This window comes from Kitasatospora sp. NPDC041917, assembly GCF_055589745.1.
The window spans coordinates 222,151-240,122 of record NZ_JBVJBI010000001.1 but is presented as its reverse complement, the minus strand read 5'-3'; the positions used below and the strand labels follow the sequence as shown (position 1 = coordinate 240,122).

The following is a 17,972-nucleotide window of genomic DNA, read 5'->3' as shown; positions in this document are numbered from 1 at the left end:
GAAAGGCCGGTAGATGACCCTGAGTGCGGACGCCCCCCGCGTGGTCCTCGGCGTGAGCGGCGGGATCGCCGCGTACAAGGCGTGCGAGCTGCTGCGCCGCTTCACCGAGTCCGGCCACCAGGTCACCGTCGTGCCGACCTCCGCCGCGCTGCACTTCGTCGGCGAGGCGACCTGGGCGGCGCTGTCCGGCCGCCCGGCCGCCACCGAGACCTGGGAGCGCGTGCACGAGGTGCCGCACGTGCGGATCGGGCAGCAGGCCGACCTGGTGGTGGTCGCCCCGGCCACCGCCGACCTGATCGCCAAGGCCGCCCACGGCCTCGCCGACGACCTGCTCACCAACACCCTGCTCACCGCCCGCTGTCCGGTCGTGGTGGCGCCCGCCATGCACACCGAGATGTGGGAGCACCCGGCCACCCGGGACAACGTGGCCACGCTGCGCCGCCGGGGCGTGATCGTGCTGGAGCCGGCCGTCGGGCGGCTGACCGGCAAGGACACCGGGAAGGGCCGGCTGCCCGAGCCGTCGGCGATCTTCGACGCCTGCCGGGCCGTGCTGCGCCGCGGCGGGGCGGCGCCGACCGACCTGGCGGGCCGGCACGTGGTGGTCTCGGCCGGCGGCACCCGCGAGCCGCTGGACCCGGTGCGCTACCTGGGCAACCGGTCCTCCGGCAAGCAGGGCTACGCGCTCGCCGTGACGGCCGCGGCGCGCGGGGCCCGGGTGACGTTGCTCTCGGCCAACGCCGAGCTGCCGGACCCGGCCGGGGTGGACGTGGTGCACGTGTCGACCGCGCTGGGGCTGCGCGAGGCGGCGCTGAAGGCGGTCCAGGACGCGGACGCCGTGGTGATGGCCGCGGCGGTGGCGGACTTCCGGCCCGCCGAGTACGCGACCGGCAAGATCAAGAAGGTCGAGGGCGTCGAGCCGGCGCCCGTCGCCCTGGTCCGCAATCCGGACATCCTGGCCGAACTGTCGGCCCACCGGCCCCGTCCGGGTCAACTCGTGGTGGGTTTCGCGGCGGAGACCGACGACGTGCTCGCCAACGGTCGGGCCAAGCTCGCCCGCAAGGGTTGTGACCTGCTCGTGGTGAACGAGGTGGGCAACGGCAAGGCCTTCGGCACCGACGTCAACGAGGCCGTGGTGCTGGGCTCGGACGGCAGTGAGACGGCCGTTCCGGTGGGCCCGAAGGAGGCGCTCGCGGACGTGGTCTGGGATCTGGTCGCAAAGCGGCTGGAAACGGGCGGCAACTGATCAGAACCGCTCGCGCGGCGGTCGAGAATTCCTGAAGCGGGTGACGTTCGGCGGAACCAGACCGTTAGACTCCAGGAATCAAGTCTTTCCGGAGTTCCCCGGGTCGCCCCGGGGAACTTCAGTCAGCAGCCGCTGCAACCCCAGGGAGCGCTGTGTCTCGCCGCCTGTTCACCTCGGAGTCCGTCACCGAGGGACACCCCGACAAGATCGCTGACCAGATCAGCGACACCATCCTTGACGCTCTCCTGCGGGAGGACCCGACGTCCCGGGTCGCCGTGGAGACGCTCATCACCACCGGCCAGGTGCACGTGGCCGGCGAGGTGACCACCAAGGCGTACGCGCCGATCGCCCAGCTCGTCCGGGACAAGATCCTGGAGATCGGCTACGACAGCTCCAAGAAGGGCTTCGACGGCGCCTCCTGCGGCGTCTCGGTGTCCATCGGTGCCCAGTCGCCCGACATCGCGCAGGGCGTCGACACCGCGTACGAGGCCCGTGTCGAGGGCGACGAGGACGACCTGGACAAGCAGGGCGCCGGTGACCAGGGCCTGATGTTCGGCTACGCGTCCGACGAGACGCCCGAGCTCATGCCGCTGCCGATCACCCTGGCGCACCGCCTCTCCCGCCGCCTGACCGAGGTGCGCAAGAACGGGACCATCCCCTACCTGCGCCCCGACGGCAAGACCCAGGTCACCATCGAGTACGACGGCGACAAGGCCGTCCGCCTGGACACCGTCGTCGTCTCCACCCAGCACGCCAGCGACATCGACCTGGAGTCGCTGCTCACCCCGGACATCCGCGAGTTCGTGGTCGAGCCGGAGCTGAAGGCGCTGGCCGAGCAGGGCATCAAGCTGACCACCGAGGGCTACCGCCTGCTGGTCAACCCGACCGGCCGCTTCGAGATCGGCGGCCCGATGGGCGACGCCGGCCTCACCGGCCGCAAGATCATCATCGACACCTACGGCGGCATGGCCCGCCACGGCGGCGGCGCCTTCTCCGGCAAGGACCCGTCCAAGGTGGACCGCTCGGCCGCGTACGCGATGCGCTGGGTGGCGAAGAACATCGTCGCCGCCGGCCTCGCCCGCCGCGCCGAGGTGCAGGTCGCGTACGCGATCGGCAAGGCCGAGCCGGTCGGCCTGTTCGTGGAGACCTTCGGCACCGAGACCGTGCCGGTCCTCACCATCCAGAAGGCCGTCTCCGAGGTCTTCGACCTGCGTCCGGCCGCGATCATCCGCGACCTGGACCTGCTGCGCCCGATCTACTCGCAGACCGCGGCGTACGGCCACTTCGGCCGTGAGCTGCCGGAGTTCACCTGGGAGCGCACCGACCGGGTGGAGCAGCTGAAGGCCGCCGTCCAGGACTGACGTCCGCGGCGCCCGCGGCTCGTCGTCAGTGGCGCGCGCCCGCGGCCCGTGCGTCCGTAGCGCCCGAAGCGGCGCCCGCCCCCGAACGGGGGTGGGCGCCGCTTCGTGCATTGTCGGTGTGACCTGGTAGTACTTGGTGGCGATGAGCAGCACAGGGGAGAACGGGGCCGCCGAGCCGGAGCAGCTGGCGTTCATCCGGGAGACGGTCAAGCGGGCCAAGCCGCGCACCTGGCACGGGGCCAAGCGGGCCGAGCACCTGCCGGTGGCCCGGGTCGTGGTGGACAAGGGCGTGCTCACCATCGACAAGCTCTTCGACTACGAGGTGCCGGCCGCCATGGCCGAGGAGGCCCAGCCCGGCGTACGGGTGCGGGTGCGGTTCGGGGCACGGGTGGTGAAGGGCCAGCGCGAGGGCGGGGAACTGCACGACGGGTTCATCGTCGCCCGGCTGGAGAAGAGCGACTTCGCCGGACCGCTCGCCCCGCTGGCCCAGGTGCTCTCGCCCGAGCCGGTGCTCACCCCGCAGCTGCTGCGGCTGTGCCGGACCGTCGCCGACCGGTACGCCGGGACACTGGCCGACGTGCTCCAGCTGGCCGTCCCGCCCCGGCACGCCAAGGCCGAGGCCGCGCCCTCGCCGCCGCCGCTGCCGCGCCCGGCCGCCCCGGCCCCCGGCGGCTGGCAGCGCTACCCGGCCGGGCCCGACTTCCTCGCCGCGCTCGCCGGGGGCGGCGCGCCGCGCGCGGTCTGGGCGGCGCTGCCCGGCCCCGGCTGGCCGTACGAGATCGCCCGGGCGGTGGCCGCGACCCTCGCCGGCGGCCGCGGCGCGCTGGTCGTGCTCCCGGAGGGGCGCTCGGTGGCCCGGGTCGACCAGGCCCTGACCGAACTGCTCGGCGCCGGGATGCACGTGGCGCTGGAGGCCGACCTCGGCCCGCGCGAGCGCTACAAGCGCTGGCTCGCGGTGAGCCGCGGCTCGGTGCACGCGGTGATCGGGACCAGGGCCACCATGTTCGCGCCGGTCCGGGACCTCGGGCTGGTCGTCGTCTGGTCGGACGGGGACGGCAGCCACAGCGACCCGCGCGCCCCGCACCCGCACGTGCGCGAGGTGGCGCTGCTGCGCGCCGCCGAGGAGGGCGCGGCGGTGCTGCTCGGCGGGCACGCGGTGACGGTGGAGGGCGCCCAACTGGTCAGCACCGGCTGGGCGCGCCCGCTGGTCGCGGACCGGGAGACGGTGCGGCAGATCGCGCCCCGGGTACGGACCGTCACCGACCAGGACCAGCACCGGGACGCCGCCGCCCAGGCCGCCCGGCTGCCCTCGGTGGCCTGGGAGGCCGCCCGGGAGTCGCTGGCCGCCGGGCACCCGGTGCTCATCCAGGTGCCCCGGCGCGGCTACGTGCCCCGGCTGGCCTGCGGGCGCTGCCGGACCCCCGCGCGCTGCCGGCGCTGCGAAGGGCCGCTGGAGGCGCCCTCGGCGGACGCGCCGCTGTGCTGCGGCTGGTGCGGGGAGGCGGAGAACGACTGGCACTGCCCCGAGTGCGGGTCCTTCCGGCTGCGGGCCCAGGTGGTCGGGGCCCGGCGGACGGCGGAGGAACTCGGCAAGGCGTTCCCGCGCCTCCCGGTGCGGACCTCGGGCCGGGAGGCGGTGCTCACCACCGTGCCCGACGAGCCCTCACTGGTGATCTCCACACCCGGTGCGGAGCCGGTCGTGGAGGGTGGCGACGGCTACGGGGCCGCGCTGCTGCTGGACGGCTGGGCGCTGCTCGGCCGGCCGGACCTGCGGGCGGGGGAGGAGACGCTGCGGCTCTGGCTCGCGGCGGCCGCGCTGGTGCGGCCCTCGACGGACGGCGGGACGGTGGTCGTGGTGGCCGAGCCCTCGGCCCGTCCGGTACAGGCGCTGGTGCGCTGGGACCCGCTGGGGCACGCCGGGCTGGAGCGGGACGAACGGGCCCAGCTGCACTTCCCGCCGGTCTCCCGGATGGCCTCGGTGAGCGGGACCCCCTCGGCGGTGACGGACCTGCTGAACCTGATCCGGCTGCCCGAGGGGGCGGACGTGCTCGGGCCGGTGCCGGTACCGGCGCTGCGGGGGGAGGAGCAGGAACGCGCGCTGCTGCGGGTGCCGCCCGGGCAGGGGGCAGCGCTGGCGGCGGCGCTCAAGGCGGCGCAGATCGCGCGGATCGCGCTACGGACGGCGGAGCCGGTGCGGGTGCGGGTGGATCCGACGGACATCGGCTGAGCGGCGTCGGCCGGGGCGCTGCTCGGGGGTCTGGTCGGGGGCCTTGGTCGGGGTCGGGGGGCTTTGGCCTTGGTCGGGGTCCGGGTCGGGGGGCTTGGTCGGGGTCGGGGGTGGTGGTCCGGCGGTCTTCGGGCCCGGTGGGCGGGTGGGGCGGGGTGAGTGGGCCACCCCGCCCCGGACGGCCCGGCTGCGGCGGCTCGGTCAGCCGCGCAGCGGGATGCCGGGTCGGTCCGCCTGGGGGCGGTCGGCGGGGGTGCCGCGGTCGGGCGTGCCGCGGTCGACGGGGGTGCGCTCCATCGGGCCGCGGTCGATCGCGGTGCGGTCCATCGTGCTGCGCTCCAGGGCGCCGCGGTCCAGGCTGCTGCGGTCCAGGCCGCCCTGGCGGGCCGCCGGGACGGTCGTGGCCAGACCGGTGCGCTCGACGGCCGCGGGCAGCTCGTCGGCGCGGTCCGGGCGGCTCTGGCCCGGGACGCCACCGCTCGCGGCGAGGAGCTCGCTGGTCGGGCGGCGCATGCCGTAGCGCCGGTGCACGGCCTGCTTGGTGACCCCGAGGGCGGAGCCCACCGAGTCCCAGGAGAAGCCCAGCGCCCGGTCGAACTCGACCGCCGCCGCCACCAGGGTCTCCACGCTTTCCCGCAGTTCCTGCGCCAGGCGCACGGTCGGCGCCGGCGCCCGCCCGTACACCACGAAGCCGGCCGAGGTGCTCGGTCGGCGCGGACGGTAGACGTTGCCCAGTTGAGCGGTGAGCGTCCGCAGCGCGTCGACCTGCCGCCTCACCCGCTCGATGTCCCGCACCAGCAGGTGCAGGCTCGCCCGCGCCCGTGCGTCGTGGTTGATCTGCTCGGCCATGGCCTACGTGCCACCTTCCGTACGGTTCGGCTCGGCCGGCACGCGGTGTCCCGTGCGCCCGGCCCGGTCAATCTCTCTTGACCAACGCCGAAGCGGGGGCCGGGGTAACGCGGCTGGGCACAGTCGGGCCGTGCCGGCCGCCGATCCGGGCCCCGGGGAAGCCCCCGGCGAACGGCCGTACGGGTTGCATAGACTGGCGGGTGAACCAGCGGCCGACCGCAGCCCGCGCCCCTACGGACAGGAGCCCGTACCCCGTGGCGATCCAGCCGATCCGTCTCTTCGGAGACCCCGTTCTGCGGTCCACCGCGAAGCCGGTGACCACCTTCGACAAGGAACTGCGCAAGCTGGTCCACGACCTCACCGACACCATGCTGGACGCTCCCGGGGCCGGCCTCGCCGCGCCCCAACTCGGCGTCTCCCTGCGGGTGTTCACGTACCACGTGGACGGCGTCACCGGGCACCTGATCAACCCGGACCTGTCGCTGAGCGAGGAGGAGCAGGACGGTCCCGAGGGCTGCCTGTCGCTGCCCGGCCTGCGCTACGACACCAAGCGCGCGTACGGCGTGGTGGCCAGGGGCTTCAACATGTACGGCGATCCGGTGACCTTGGAGGGTACTCAGCTGCTCGCCCGGTGCATCCAGCACGAGACCGACCACCTGGACGGCATCATCTTCATCGACCGGCTCGACCGCGAGCAGCGCAAGGCCGCGCTGAAGGCGATCCGGGAGGCGGACTGGGACGGTGGGTCGGCTCCGGTGGTCAAGGTCTCGCCGCACAGCACCTTCGGTTCCGCCCGCTGACTTCCGCCCGTTCCGGCTGATCTCCGCTGACGTCGGCCGGGCTCGACCGACTTCCGCCGGCTCCTCGCCGACTCCGGTCGGGTTCCGCCGGCTTCTCGAACTTCTTTTTGCAGAAAGGCCCTTGATGCGTCTCGTCTTCGCCGGCACCCCCGAGGTCGCCGTTCCCGCCCTGGACGCCCTGCTCGCCTCGGACCGGCACGAGGTCGTCGCGGTGGTCACCCGCCCGGACGCTCCGGCCGGGCGCGGGCGCAAGCTGGTCGCCAGCCCCGTCGCCCAGCGCGCCGAGGAGGCCGGGATCGAGGTCCTCAAGCCGGTGAAGCCGAGCGACCCGGACTTCGTCGCCCGGCTCACCGAACTCGCGCCCGACTGCTGCCCGGTGGTCGCCTACGGCGCCCTGCTGCGCCCCGGCACGCTGGAGATCCCCACGTACGGCTGGGTCAACCTGCACTTCTCGCTGCTGCCCGCCTGGCGCGGCGCGGCCCCGGTCCAGCACGCGGTGCTGGCCGGCGACGAGGTCACCGGCGCCTCCACCTTCCTGATCGAGCAGGGCCTGGACTCCGGCCCGGTCTACGGCGTGATCACCGAGGAGATCCGCCCGGCCGACACCAGCGGTGAGCTGCTCACCCGGCTCTCGCACTCCGGCGCGCGGCTGCTCGCGGCCACCATGGACGGCATCGAGGACGGCTCCCTGCACGCCGTGCCGCAGCCGGCCGAGGGCGTCACGCTCGCGCCGAAGATCACCGTCGAGGACGCGCGGATCGACTGGAGCCACCCCGCGCTGCGGATCGACCGGGTCGTGCGCGGCTGCGCGCCGGCGCCGGGTGCCTGGACGGAGTTCCGGGGCGAGCGGCTGAAGGTCACCGGGCCGGTCCGGCTGCTGCCGGACTCCGCCGAGCTGGCGCCGGGCGAGGTCGCGATGGCGGGCAAGAACAGCGTCCGGGTCGGCACCGGCAGCCACGACGTGGAGCTGGGGGAGGTGCGTCCGCAGGGGAAGAAGGAGATGCGGGCCGCCGACTGGGCCCGGGGCGCGCGGCTGGAGGAGGGGGAGCGCCTCGGGGGCTGACGCTCCGGTTTGGCGCTACTGTTCGTTTGAGATCGATTGAGATCGCCCTTGTTCGTTCAAATCTGTCGTTCGTCCGAGTTCGTCGATAACCACCGCAGCACCTTGAGGCACCTGTGACCACCCCCAGCGCCAACCGCGCCCCCCGCCCGCACCGCCGCCCGAAGAAGGACCCGGCCCGGATCGTCGCGTTCCGCGCCCTGCGCGCCGTCGACGAGCGGGACGCGTACGCCAACCTGATCCTGCCCTCACTGCTCCGCGAGGCCGAGCAGAAGGGCATGGACCGGCGCGACGCCGCCCTCGCCACCGAGCTGGTCTACGGCACCCTGCGCCTGCAGGGCACCTACGACGCGATCATCGCCGCCTGCATCGACCGGCCGCTCGGCAAGGTCGACCCGCCGGTGCTGGACGTGCTCTCGCTCGGCGCGCACCAGCTGCTCACCACCCGCATCCCCAGCCACGCGGCCGTCTCGGCGACCGTCGAACTGGCCCGGGTGGTGCTCGGCGACGGCAAGGCCAAGTTCGTCAACGCCGTGCTCCGCCGGATCAGCGCCCACGACCTGGACGCCTGGATCGAGAAGGTCGCCCCGCCGTACGACAAGGACGCCGAGGACCACCTGGCCGTCGTCCACTCGCACCCGCGCTGGGTCGTCTCCGCGCTCTGGGACTCGCTCGGCCGCTGGCAGCCGGACGCCTCCGGGCGCACCGCGATGGAGGAGCTGCTGCGGGCCGACAACGAGCGGCCCGAGGTCACCCTGGTCGCCCGCCCCGGCCGGGCCACCGTCGGCGAGCTCGCCGAGGCGCTGCCGGAGGCCGAGCCGGGCCGCTGGTCCCCGTTCGCGCTGCGGCTCGCCGAGGGCGGCGACCCGGGATCGATCGCGGCGGTGCAGGAGAACCGGGCGGGCGTTCAGGACGAAGGCAGCCAGCTGGTCGCGCTGGCGCTGGCGGCGGCGCCGCTGGAGGGGCCGGACCGGCTCTGGCTGGACGGCTGCGCCGGCCCCGGCGGCAAGGCCGCGCTGCTCGGCGCGCTCGCCGCCGAGCGGGGCGCGGCCCTGGTCGCGAGCGAGAAGCAGCCGCACCGGGCCCGGCTGGTGGCGCGGGCGCTGGCCGGCAACCCCGGCCCGTACACCGTGATCGCGGCCGACGGGACGCGCCCGGCCTGGCGGTCCGGCGGCTTCGACCGGGTGCTGGTCGACGTGCCGTGCTCCGGCCTCGGCGCGCTGCGCCGCCGCCCGGAGGCGCGCTGGCGGCGCCGGCCGGCCGACGTCGCGGCCTTCGGCCCGCTCCAGCGGGACCTGCTGCGCTCGGCGATCGATGCCACCCGGGTCGGCGGCGTGGTCGGCTACGCGACCTGCTCGCCGCACCTCGCGGAGACCCGCGCGGTCGTGGACGACGTGCTGCGGGCCGAGGACGGCCGGGTCGAGTGGATCGACGCGCGCCCGCTGCTGCCCGGCGTCCCGGCGCTCGGCGACGGGCCGGACGTGCAGCTGTGGCCGCACCTGCACGGGACCGACGCGATGTACCTGGCGCTGCTGCGCCGCACCGCCTGAGGCCCTTCCGGTGTCGCCTCCCCCCGGCGGGGAGGCGACACCGGCGGCTCGTTCCGTCGGGGATCCGCCGTCGGCCCGGGGCGGGTTGACACCGTGTCAGGCGTCGGTTTCCATCGCGGGCCCGACGGGCCCCACCGGTCCCAGGGGCCTCGCAGGCCTCGCGGGCCTCGCGGGTGAGGGGGCTTGCACCTCCCGTGGGGGGAGGTAGCAGGGTGGTGCCATGAACGGCGACACGACGTACACCATCGGTGAGCTGGCCCGACGGACGGGGCTGACGGTCAAGACCGTCCGCTTCTACTCGAACCAGGGGATCGTGCCGCCGGCCGACCGCAACCCGGCCGGCCACCGGCGGTACGGCGCCGACGCCGTCGCGCGCCTGGAACTGGTCCGCACCCTGCGGGAGCTCGGGCTCGGACTGCCCGCGATCCGGCGGGTGGTGGAGCGCGAACTGACACCGGCCGATGTCGCCGCCGCGCAGGCGGAGGCGATCGACGTCCAGATCCGGGTGCTGCGACTGCGGCGGGCCGTGCTCGGGACGGTGGCCAGGCTCGGCTCGACGCCTGAGGAGTTGACGCTCGTGCACCAGTTGGCCCGGCTCACGGAGGACGAACGGGGACACCTGATCGGGGAGTTCCTGGCGGGGGTGTTCGGCAGGATCGGGGACGGTGGGACGGGGGGCGGCGGGACAGGGGGCGGTGGGATCGGGAACGGCGGGCGGTTCGCCGCCGTGGCACGCTCGTTGACGCCGGAGCTGCCGGAGGAACCGTCGGTCGAACAGGTCGAGGCCTGGGTGGAGTTGGCGCGGCTGGCGGGGGACACTGGGTTCCGGGCGCTGCTGCGCGGGCTCGCCGAGGCCGAGGCGGCCGAGGCGGAAGCGGCGGAGGGGGCGGCCGGGGCGGTGCGGACCGCTGCGCATGTGCCGAGGCCCGGACTGGCCGTGGCAGTGAGGGAGTTGGCCGGACCGGCGGTCGAGGCCGGGGTGGAGCCGGAGTCGGTGGAGGCGGCGGCCGTCGTCGCGGAGTTGGTGGAGCGGTACGGGCGGTGGTGCGCGGGGGCGGTGCCGGGAGACGCCGGGGCGCTGCGTGACCGTTTGGCGGAGCGGCTGGGGGCGATGGCCGATCCGCGGCGGGAGCGGTACCTGGAGCTGCTGGCGGTGGTCAACGGATGGGTTGCACCGGAGAGTTGGGCGGCCGAGGTGAACTGGGCGGTGCGCGCCGTGGCGTGAGCCGGTGCGGGGGTCGGGGGCGCGTGACGGGGGGTGCGGATGCGGCTGGGGGTGCCGGAAGGCGGGGTGGGGCTATCGGCGGGCGGGGCCGGGGAAGGTGGTGAGGAAGGCGTGGGCCTGGGCGCGGAGGTGGTCGACCGGCGGGTCCTCGCAGATCACCTCCAGGCCGATTCCGGTCGCCCGGCCCAGGTCGTAGTAGGACTGGTAGGCGAGGTAGGGGCGGTGGTCGTCGGTGGGGTCGAGGCCGACGGCGAAGGTCGCGAAGTGCGGCTGCTGCTTGCCCTCGGCCGGGGCCGAACCGGCGCGGGAGAGCTGCCATTCGAACTCGTACGGCTCGGGGTCGGCGGGCAGGTCCAGCAGCGCCTGGGCGAGCCGGCGGACCTCGTCCGGGTTCGAGAAGGGGATCGACTCCGACCAGGCGGGGGCGGAGGCGAGCAGTTCCCAGTCGTCGCCGTTGTGGCCGACGGTCAGGGCCCACTCGCCGTTCGGGTCCTGCCAGCGGCAGCTGATGATCGGGTCCACGGCGGTCAACCTCCCTGTGGCGCTGGATCGTTCGTACCTCCTCATCGTGGCACACCGGGCGGCCCGGGGGCCTCGGCCGTGAGCCGTCCTCGGGCCCGCTGCCAGGCCTCCTGGAGCGTGCGGTAGCCGAGGACGGTGATGCCGAGCTCGGTGAGCAGCCGGCGGGCCTCGGGGGAGACGAGGAACGCGTGGTCGGTGCGCCGGACGCGCCAACCGTCGTCCGGGGCGTGGCGGTTCGGGCCGTGGCGGTTCGAGTCTGCCTTCGCGTCCGTCCTCGGGCCGGCCGTGCTGGGGTGCAGGGCCCACTCGGTGAGGCCCGGGGGGAGTGCGGCGAGCAGGCGGGCGTAGTGGGCGGGCTTGTCCTCCAGGGGGACGGTGAAGCTGTCGAGGAAGCCGTGGTCCACCACCGGCAGGCCCTGCGCGCGCAGCCGGGCGAGTGCGGGCGGCAGCCAGACCCGGACCGCCAGGCCGTACTCGGCGCCGAGGGCGAGGGTGAGGTCGAGGACGTCCTCGCGGCCGCCGTCGGCCAGGCAGTGGAAGTCGAGGTGGGTCGGGGCGAGGCCGGCCGCCGCGACCGCGTCGATCTGGGCACGGAACTCGCGCTCGACGTCGTCGAGTCGGGCCCGGGCGAGCAGTGCGGCGCGTCCGGCGGGGGTGGGGGCGAAGAACCCTCCGGAGGCGTCGAGGAGGGAGGGCACCCGGTCCCGGGCGGCGAGCGGACCCCAGCGATGGTCCGCGGACTCGCAGACCAGCGTGAGATGGACGCCGAAGGGGACCTCAGGGTGCCGGCGCAGCAGCCGGAGCGCGTGCGGCGCGGCGGCGCAGGGCGTCATCAGGCTGCAGGAGGCGGCGATGCCGTTCCGGACGGCGTCGACCACGGCGAGGTTGACGGACTCGTCCAGGCCGAGGTCGTCGCAGTTGAGCAGCAGGAGGCGGGCGTCGGGCGGGTGGCCGAGGAGGTGGTTGGCGGTGGGGGGTGTGGGTGAGGGCGGGGGTGCGGGCGTGGCGTCGGCTGCGGGCATGGACGCAGTCTGTCCCGGCGGTGGGGGTGGATGCGCGGGGTTTCCGGGCGACGCGGTCGGGCGGGGTGGGCGTCCGGCGGGACGGCACGAGCGGCGGCGTGGGGCGAGCGGAGGGTGGGGTCGGTCAGTCGGTGGCGGGAGCCGGGTGCCAGGGGCGGTCGGGGCGGGTGCGGACCGGGGCGGAGGTGAGCCGCAGCGCGTACACCTCGCGGTCGGTGGCCTCGTACGGGACCTGACCGAGGTAGGCGTGGCCGGTCAGATGGCACCAGGCGGGGAGGTCGAGCGGGGCGGCGGGGTCGGTGGTGTGGATGTGGACCACGGCGCCGGCCGGGAGGTGCGCGATCTGCGCGCGCAGCCGGAGCAGCAACTGGACGCAGAGCAGGCCGGTGCCGTCGACGGTGAGGTCGGGGGCGGTGGCGTCGGGGGTGCCGGCCTTGGCGGCGTCGGGGGTGGCGGCGTCGGGTGCGGTCATCGGGGGGTCTCCTGGGTGATGCGCCAGAGGCGGCGGGGCAGTTCGCCCTCCTCGAAGGGATGGACGTCGGTCAGGCGCCAGCCTTCGGCGAGCGCGTCCACCAGTTCGCGGGGGAAGAAGTGGACGGCGAAGCCGCCGTGCTCCCAGATGTCGTCCCCGTGGCCGGTGCCGGCGCCGTAGTGGGCGTCGCCGGTGTGGCGGACGGTGAAGACGAAGGTGCCGCCCGGGCGCAGGACCCGGCGGACCTCGGCGACGAGCGCCTCGATCTCCTCGGTGGAGAGCGCCATGCAGACCAGCATGTGGGCGAAGACCGCGTCGACGGAGGCGTCGGGAAGGGGCAGCGGGTCGCGGACGTCATGGGCGAGGACCGAGAGCCGGTCGGCCAGTTCCTGGTCCGTGGCGGCGGTGCGCAGCTGGTGCAGGGCGGTCGGGCTGAAGTCGGCGGCCAGCACACGGAAGCCCGTACGGGCGAGGTGCAGCGCGTCGCGCCCGTGGCCGGCGCCGAGTTCCAGTACGTCCCGGGCTCCGGCGGCGGCGAACACCTCGGCGGCGTACTCGGCGGGGGCCGAGGGTCGCTCGCCGTACATGCCCGGGTTGGCGGTGTAGGTCTGCTGCCAGTGCGCGCGTTGGGCGTCGGCGAGGGCGCTTTCCAGGCCGGGCCCGGTGCCGGGGGTGTCGGTCATGGTGCTGCCCTTCGCGGGGTGGTGCGGTGCGCGCGGTGCTGTCGGTGCTGTCGGTTCGGGTGGTGCGGGCGGTACGTGTCGTGCGGGGCCAGCCTAGGAGGTGGGGTCCGACGGCGGGACTGGCGGGGGTGGTGGCGGTGCGTGCGGGCAGGGTGGGCGGGTGGTGGGTGCGGGTCCGGGCGGATCAGGCGAGGCGCTGGCCGGGGGCGGTTCCGCCGAGGCGGGTGAGCAGGGTGGACAGCCGGCCGAGGTCCTCGGGGCTCCACTGCTCGGCCGCGAAGTGGTCGGCGGCGACCTGGCGGGCGGTGTGCAGCATCTCGGCGAGACGCTCACGCCCGGTCGGGGTGAGGGCGGCGTAGGCGACCCGGGCATCGCGGGCGGCGGCCTCGCGGGCGACCAGGCCGATCCGCTCCAGCGGCGCGAGGCCGCGGGTCACGCCGGAGGCGGTGAGCCCGAGGGCTTCGGCGAGGTCGACCCGGCGCATCCGGCTGCCGGGGGCCTGGGAGAGGTGGAGCAGCATCGTGAAGTCGGCCAGGCTGACGCCGTGCAGGCCGCCGAGGCTCGCGTCGAAGCGCTTGACCACGGCCGTCTGGGCGCGGACCAGCCGCAGGGCGGTGTCCAACGGGTCGGGGCTTGGGCCCGGCGTGGCCGGTGCGGTCGCGGTCTGCCGTACGGGTCCCACCTGCTCCGATTGGTCCGGCTGCTCGGGCTGGACCGGCTGGTCTGTCATTGCCACCTCCTTGACTGCTCAAGTATATCCCGGGAGGAAGCCGTCAAGGAGGTGGCGGAGGGGGAGGGGTCGGCTCAGCGACCGGTGGCGGCGGCGCGGCGCTGACGCTTGCCGAGCGGCGCCCGGGAGAGGTCCTCGGCCTGGGAGCGGAGGTTCTTGCAGCCGTAGCCGCGTCCGGCCAGCCAGTCCCGCGCCGACTGCTCGGCCCGCTCGGTGGCCTCCAGGATGTCCTCCTCGGCCTCGCCCTCGTCGAGGAAGCGGAAGGTGAAGGCGGCCCGTGCGGAGAGGTCGTAGCTGAGGTGGCCCTCGCGGGTGAAGGCGGCGTGCAGCACGTCGTGCGCGGGTGCGGCGGCGAGCAGTTCGGCGCGCTGTTCGTCGGTGAGGCCGTCGAAGACGCCGCGCACCATGATGCGGAAGGTTCGAGTGGTCATCCCCCGACCATAGGCAGCACGGACCGCCGGCCGCCAACACGATTTCGGCGGCGCGGTGGCGCGGCGGCCCGATCCGGTGATCGATCCGGTGATCGAGCGGCAGCGCGGGACCGGGCGGGTGCGCCGGGTGGATGCGGTCGGGCGGGTGTGGTCGGGTTTGGACGCGGTCAGCCGGGGGTGAGTGCTTCGGCGAGCCCGTCCGCGTGCCGGGTGAGCCGGGCGAGCTCGGGGCCTCCCCGGGCACGCCGGAATCCGTGCCGTCGGCCCCGGAAGGCGGCCTGGACGGCGTGGAGTTGGGTCCAGCGGCGGGTGCGTTCGCGGTCCAGCCCGGCGGCCTCGGTGAAAACGTCGAGCGCGCGGAGGACGGCGCGGCGCACATCCGTCGCGTTGAGCAGGGTCGTCGCGTCGACCAGGGTCAGGGCGTGGACGGTGAGCAGGGTGCCGCCGTCGTGGGCCCGGTCTCCCACGCAGCCCTTGGGGTCCACGGCCAGCCAGGGTGCGCGCTCGGCCCGCAGGATGTTGCGGGGGTGGAGGTCGCCGTGGACGAGCACCTCCGGCTGGACGCGGGCGAGGTCGCGGACGGTCGCGAGGGCGGAGCCCACCGCGCGGGCCGACAGGGCGTGGGGCAGGGAGGCCGCGTCGGTGCGCAGCCGGTCCTCCCAGCCGGCCGCCTGCTCGCTCAGCCGGGGCAGGCCCGGTGGTGCCGGGACGGCGAGCCGGCGGCTGAGCCGCCCGGCGGCCGTCAGCACCTCGTCGCCGTCCCGGACCTCCGCGAGCGTCGTCGGGCCCGCCCGTTCGAGCAGCATCGCGAAGCGCTCGTCGTCCCGTTCGTACAGCCGGACGGCTCCCCGGCCCGCCCACACCGCGAGGGCGTCCGGCTCGTGCACGTTGCCCGGGTGGGGGAACGACACCTTCAGCACGGCCGCGCGCCCGGCTGCCTGACGGACCGGGAGGATCAGGCCGACGCCGCCGTGGGTGGCGGCGCCGTCCGGCACGCAGTGCCAGCGTTCCAGCAGTTCGGCGGCGAGACCGGGGAGTTCGGCGATCCAGGTCGCGCCGGGGGCTCCCTCGCGGTCGACGGTGGTGCGGGCGAGCCCGCCGGGAATGCTGATCATTCGGGTCCTTTCGAGGGTGGGGGAGGAGGGGGGTCGGTGCGGTCGCTGGTTCGGTCGGGCTCAGGGCGCGAAGGGCCCGAAGGTCGTGGCGGCGAGGCGGAGCGCCGGTGCCGGGGTGCCGGTCCCGGCGCCGACGGAGTAGACCAGCCTCCTGCGCAGGTCCGGGGTGGTGAAGAAGCCGTCGGAGTACCCGAGGTCGTGCCCGGTCTTGCCCCAGAGCACCGTGCCGTCCTGTAGGGGGATGGCCATCAGCCCGGCGCTGTAGCAGGCCCGTCCCTTGTCCGGACCGAACTGGCACTCGCCGGCTCCGCGCACGGGCAGCAGCCGGCCGGAGGCGTCCCGCGGCAGGGTGAGCAGGTCGTTCAGCTGCTGGGGCGGCAGGAGTTCGCCGTCCAGCAGGGCGCGCAGGAAGACGTCCAGGTCGGCCGGGGTGGACACCATCGACTCCGAGTTGCCGCCCTGCTCGGAGACGTCGATCGGGGCGCCGGCCCTGTCGGTGAAGTAGCCGGTCAGGTGGGGCTCGGGCATCGTCGGCCTGCCTTCCGGCACCTCGGTGTGCCGCAGGCCGAGCGGCTTCAGGATGCGGGCCGTCACCTCTTCCCTGATCGTGTGCCCGGTCACCTGCTCGATGATCCGGCCCGCCAGCCGGTAGTTGAAGTTGTTGTACTCCTGGGCGGATCCCGGGGCGAAGGACGGAGTGACCTCGTGCCCGTCCTCGGGGTGGAGCGTCTTCTGGACGACCTGGTCGAGCGTCTCCAGCCCGAAGCGGCGCGCTATCAGTTCGTCGGGATCCTGGGTGTTCGGACCCTCGACGGCCTGTGGCAGTCCGCTGGTGTGGTCGAGGAGTTGACGGACGGTGATCGGCAGGGTGAAGTCGGCGGGCAGCGTGCCGGGCAGGTACCGCTGGACGGTGCCGTCCAGGGAGATCCGCTGTTCGGCGGCGAGCTGGAGCACCACCGCGGCGACGAAGGTCTTGTTGATGCTGCCGATCCGGAACGCGGCGTTCGACGCCACCGGCCGCCCGCTCACCGGATCGCCGGCACTGCCGCGCCAGGCCCGGCCGTCGACCGTCACCCGGGCGATCACGCCCGCCGCAGGGTCCCCCGGCCGGTGGGCGATCGCGGCATCGAGGACGACCGGATCGGGACCGCCGGGCGGCGCCTGGCCGAGGGCGGGTGCGGCAGGCACGGCCGTGAGGAGCAGGGCGGCGAGGCCGAGCGCGAGGGCGGCGGGCTTGGTGACGGGCATGAGTTCTCCGGTGTCGTGAGGACGGGTGAGGGGCGGAGTGATCCGCCCCGGAGAACACGAAGCTGACGGGCGTTCAGGTGCATCCGGTCGGCGCGGAGGTGGAGATCGTGGTCGTGGAACACGGTGGAGACTCACTTCCACGGCGGCCCGGATGGCCGCCGTCGCGGTGACTCCAAGACTGATCGCCGGAACCCCGTTCGCGCATGTGCCGATCGGCAGGAATTCCGCCGGAAAGTGACCGGGCCTCCCCTGCCGATCGGCAGGGGAGGCCCGGGGCGCGGGACGGCGCGGGATGGTGCGGGGTGCGGTGGGGCCGGGGCCTAGACCCGGGCCGGGAGCCGGGTGCAGACCGCTCCCGTCATCAGCGGGGCGGGCTCGGCGCCCAGGGTGGCGAGGGTGAACGCGGTGGTCAGCGCGCTGATGTCGCGGGACTCGCGGATCAGCAGGTGGTTGGCGCCCGGAGCCTCGTACCGCGCGAGGTCCGGGACGACCCGCCGGGCGCGCAGCGCGTACTCCAGGGACTGGGTGGCACTGGCCGAGCTGTGGTCCCCGGTGCCGTGGACGATCAGCACCCGCCGCCCGGCCAGCTGGTCGACCGGATCGCCGCTGGGCAGCCAGGGAGCGATCCCGGCGACGCCGACCACCGACGGGTGCCCGGCGCACCAGAAGGCGGCCCGCCCGCCCAGCGAGTTGCCGATCAGGACGACGGGCCTGCCCGGGTACAGCCGGGCCAGCTCGTCGAGCGCCCAGCGGGTGTCGACGGCGGTGTCGGCGTCGGCGCCGTTCCAGCCGCCGTGGCGGTAGCGCAGCAGGTGCACCGCGAGGCCGTGCGGCCGGCCGCGGTCGGTGAGCTCGGTGGCCAGGTCCCGCAGGCCCAGCTCGGCGACCTTCAGCGGTGCTCGCCGACTGCGGAGGAAGCCGCCCGGCAGCAGCAGGGCGATGCCGTCGACCGGCCCCTCTCCCTGTCGTGCGGTCAGCTCTGCGGTGCGCGGACGCTGCGCTCGGAACACGCGAAATCCCTCCTGATGTGTACAGGCGGATTCTACGGTTCCGAGGACGGGTCCCGGTGCGCGAGGAGGGACCACAGGACCCAGCCGGAGACCCGGGTGCGCACCACCATGACCTTCGCCCAGCGGGCGCCGAGCGGTGAGGTCCAGGTGTCCACGACCTCGACCCGGTCACCCGAACGGGCTAACCCGACGACGGTCTCCTCGCCGAAGTGGTCGACCCGGACGTTGGCGGCGTTGGCCGACACCTCCCACCAGCCCGCGCCGAGCTCGGGCGGCAGGTCGGTGCCCGCCGTGACGGCCGCCGGGATGAGCAGGATGCCCAGTGCGACCACGGTGGCCGCCGCACGGCCGATCACGGCCACGGGAACCTCCGAGCGGCGTTCCGTGCGGTGCTGTGTGCGGGCAGCGGCGGTGGCGTCGGGAT

The 17,972-nt window shown here is 74.8% G+C and carries 17 protein-coding genes and 1 pseudogene; 7 read left to right on the top strand and 11 right to left on the bottom strand.

The features are described 5' to 3' along the window. Positions 1-13 precede the first annotated feature (13 nt). From coaBC to ACZ6EM_RS01045, 3 genes are all read left to right on the top strand, one after another. Positions 14-1,243 carry a bifunctional phosphopantothenoylcysteine decarboxylase/phosphopantothenate--cysteine ligase CoaBC gene (gene coaBC, locus ACZ6EM_RS01055; protein ID WP_401048530.1) on the top strand — a complete coding sequence of 410 codons (1,230 nt, stop codon included), beginning with the start codon at positions 14-16 and terminating at the stop codon, positions 1,241-1,243. Between the two features lie 152 nt (positions 1,244-1,395). Next, the gene (gene metK, locus ACZ6EM_RS01050; RefSeq protein WP_359897416.1) at positions 1,396-2,604 is read left to right on the top strand and encodes a methionine adenosyltransferase; all 1,209 of its coding nucleotides are present in this window, start codon (positions 1,396-1,398) and stop codon (positions 2,602-2,604) included. A 142-nt stretch (positions 2,605-2,746) separates the two neighbouring features. Next, positions 2,747-4,831, top strand: coding sequence for a primosomal protein N' (locus ACZ6EM_RS01045; RefSeq protein ID WP_465771340.1), 2,085 nt, complete (start codon positions 2,747-2,749; stop codon positions 4,829-4,831). 504 nt (positions 4,832-5,335) lie between these two features. Here ACZ6EM_RS01045 and ACZ6EM_RS01040 read toward each other — a convergent pair. Next, positions 5,336-5,680, bottom strand: a pseudogene (locus ACZ6EM_RS01040) (hypothetical protein); the annotation flags it as partial. 254 nt (positions 5,681-5,934) lie between these two features. On the opposite strand from ACZ6EM_RS01040, the gene def reads away from it, so the two are divergent. From def to ACZ6EM_RS01020, 4 genes are all read left to right on the top strand, one after another. Next, the gene (gene def / locus ACZ6EM_RS01035) at positions 5,935-6,480 is read left to right on the top strand and encodes a peptide deformylase (RefSeq protein WP_359897412.1); all 546 of its coding nucleotides are present in this window, start codon (positions 5,935-5,937) and stop codon (positions 6,478-6,480) included. 124 nt (positions 6,481-6,604) lie between these two features. Continuing rightward, positions 6,605-7,543, top strand: coding sequence for a methionyl-tRNA formyltransferase (fmt, locus tag ACZ6EM_RS01030; RefSeq protein ID WP_401053234.1), 939 nt, complete (start codon positions 6,605-6,607; stop codon positions 7,541-7,543). Between the two features lie 113 nt (positions 7,544-7,656). Continuing rightward, positions 7,657-9,090, top strand: a complete 1,434-nt coding sequence (locus tag ACZ6EM_RS01025) for an RsmB/NOP family class I SAM-dependent RNA methyltransferase (protein ID WP_401053236.1) — start codon at positions 7,657-7,659, stop codon at positions 9,088-9,090. A 220-nt stretch (positions 9,091-9,310) separates the two neighbouring features. Beyond that, the gene (locus ACZ6EM_RS01020) at positions 9,311-10,315 is read left to right on the top strand and encodes a MerR family transcriptional regulator (protein WP_465771339.1); all 1,005 of its coding nucleotides are present in this window, start codon (positions 9,311-9,313) and stop codon (positions 10,313-10,315) included. Positions 10,316-10,387: 72 nt separating this feature from the next. Here ACZ6EM_RS01020 and ACZ6EM_RS01015 read toward each other — a convergent pair whose 3' ends face one another. From ACZ6EM_RS01015 to ACZ6EM_RS00970, 10 genes are all read right to left on the bottom strand, one after another. Further along, complete coding sequence (locus ACZ6EM_RS01015; protein WP_359897480.1) at positions 10,388-10,837, bottom strand: hypothetical protein; 450 nt, start codon at positions 10,835-10,837, stop codon at positions 10,388-10,390. Positions 10,838-10,878: 41 nt separating this feature from the next. Further along, complete coding sequence (locus tag ACZ6EM_RS01010) at positions 10,879-11,859, bottom strand: polysaccharide deacetylase family protein (RefSeq protein ID WP_465771338.1); 981 nt, start codon at positions 11,857-11,859, stop codon at positions 10,879-10,881. Positions 11,860-11,983: 124 nt separating this feature from the next. Next, positions 11,984-12,331: a sulfurtransferase TusA family protein gene (locus ACZ6EM_RS01005; protein WP_465771337.1), complete on the bottom strand. Its 348-nt coding sequence runs from the start codon at positions 12,329-12,331 to the stop codon at positions 11,984-11,986. Then, complete coding sequence (locus ACZ6EM_RS01000; RefSeq protein WP_465771336.1) at positions 12,328-13,014, bottom strand: class I SAM-dependent methyltransferase; 687 nt, start codon at positions 13,012-13,014, stop codon at positions 12,328-12,330. The genes ACZ6EM_RS01005 and ACZ6EM_RS01000 overlap by 4 nt, the downstream gene beginning before the upstream one ends. 184 nt (positions 13,015-13,198) lie before the next feature. Beyond that, on the bottom strand, positions 13,199-13,744 hold the full coding sequence (locus ACZ6EM_RS00995; protein WP_401054267.1) for a MarR family winged helix-turn-helix transcriptional regulator: 546 nt from the start codon (positions 13,742-13,744) through the stop codon (positions 13,199-13,201). A 74-nt stretch (positions 13,745-13,818) separates the two neighbouring features. Next, positions 13,819-14,175, bottom strand: coding sequence for a DUF6204 family protein (locus ACZ6EM_RS00990; protein ID WP_401054266.1), 357 nt, complete (start codon positions 14,173-14,175; stop codon positions 13,819-13,821). Positions 14,176-14,342: 167 nt separating this feature from the next. After that, the gene (locus ACZ6EM_RS00985) at positions 14,343-15,290 is read right to left on the bottom strand and encodes an aminoglycoside phosphotransferase family protein (protein ID WP_465771335.1); all 948 of its coding nucleotides are present in this window, start codon (positions 15,288-15,290) and stop codon (positions 14,343-14,345) included. A gap of 60 nt (positions 15,291-15,350) precedes the next feature. Beyond that, a complete protein-coding gene (locus ACZ6EM_RS00980; RefSeq protein ID WP_465771334.1) occupies positions 15,351-16,538 on the bottom strand; it encodes a serine hydrolase domain-containing protein in 1,188 nt (395 codons plus the stop codon). Between the two features lie 320 nt (positions 16,539-16,858). Next, the gene (locus ACZ6EM_RS00975; RefSeq protein ID WP_452178136.1) at positions 16,859-17,548 is read right to left on the bottom strand and encodes an alpha/beta hydrolase; all 690 of its coding nucleotides are present in this window, start codon (positions 17,546-17,548) and stop codon (positions 16,859-16,861) included. A 32-nt stretch (positions 17,549-17,580) separates the two neighbouring features. Then, positions 17,581-17,910: a hypothetical protein gene (locus ACZ6EM_RS00970; RefSeq protein ID WP_359897392.1), complete on the bottom strand. Its 330-nt coding sequence runs from the start codon at positions 17,908-17,910 to the stop codon at positions 17,581-17,583. Positions 17,911-17,972: the final 62 nt, after the last annotated feature.

What these genes read in the sequence shown, in the direction of transcription:
- coaBC (WP_401048530.1), top strand. Translation starts at nt 14, where the DNA reads ATGACCCTGAGTGCGGACGCCCCCCGCGTGGTCCTCGGCGTGAGCGGC.
- ACZ6EM_RS01045 (WP_465771340.1), top strand. Translation starts at nt 2,747, where the DNA reads ATGAGCAGCACAGGGGAGAACGGGGCCGCCGAGCCGGAGCAGCTGGCG.
- fmt (WP_401053234.1), top strand. Translation starts at nt 6,605, where the DNA reads ATGCGTCTCGTCTTCGCCGGCACCCCCGAGGTCGCCGTTCCCGCCCTG.
- ACZ6EM_RS01020 (WP_465771339.1), top strand. Translation starts at nt 9,311, where the DNA reads ATGAACGGCGACACGACGTACACCATCGGTGAGCTGGCCCGACGGACG.
- ACZ6EM_RS01010 (WP_465771338.1), bottom strand. Translation starts at nt 11,859, where the DNA reads ATGCCCGCAGCCGACGCCACGCCCGCACCCCCGCCCTCACCCACACCC.
- ACZ6EM_RS01005 (WP_465771337.1), bottom strand. Translation starts at nt 12,331, where the DNA reads ATGACCGCACCCGACGCCGCCACCCCCGACGCCGCCAAGGCCGGCACC.
- ACZ6EM_RS01000 (WP_465771336.1), bottom strand. Translation starts at nt 13,014, where the DNA reads ATGACCGACACCCCCGGCACCGGGCCCGGCCTGGAAAGCGCCCTCGCC.
- ACZ6EM_RS00995 (WP_401054267.1), bottom strand. Translation starts at nt 13,744, where the DNA reads ATGACAGACCAGCCGGTCCAGCCCGAGCAGCCGGACCAATCGGAGCAG.
- ACZ6EM_RS00990 (WP_401054266.1), bottom strand. Translation starts at nt 14,175, where the DNA reads ATGACCACTCGAACCTTCCGCATCATGGTGCGCGGCGTCTTCGACGGC.
- ACZ6EM_RS00985 (WP_465771335.1), bottom strand. Translation starts at nt 15,290, where the DNA reads ATGATCAGCATTCCCGGCGGGCTCGCCCGCACCACCGTCGACCGCGAG.
- ACZ6EM_RS00980 (WP_465771334.1), bottom strand. Translation starts at nt 16,538, where the DNA reads ATGCCCGTCACCAAGCCCGCCGCCCTCGCGCTCGGCCTCGCCGCCCTG.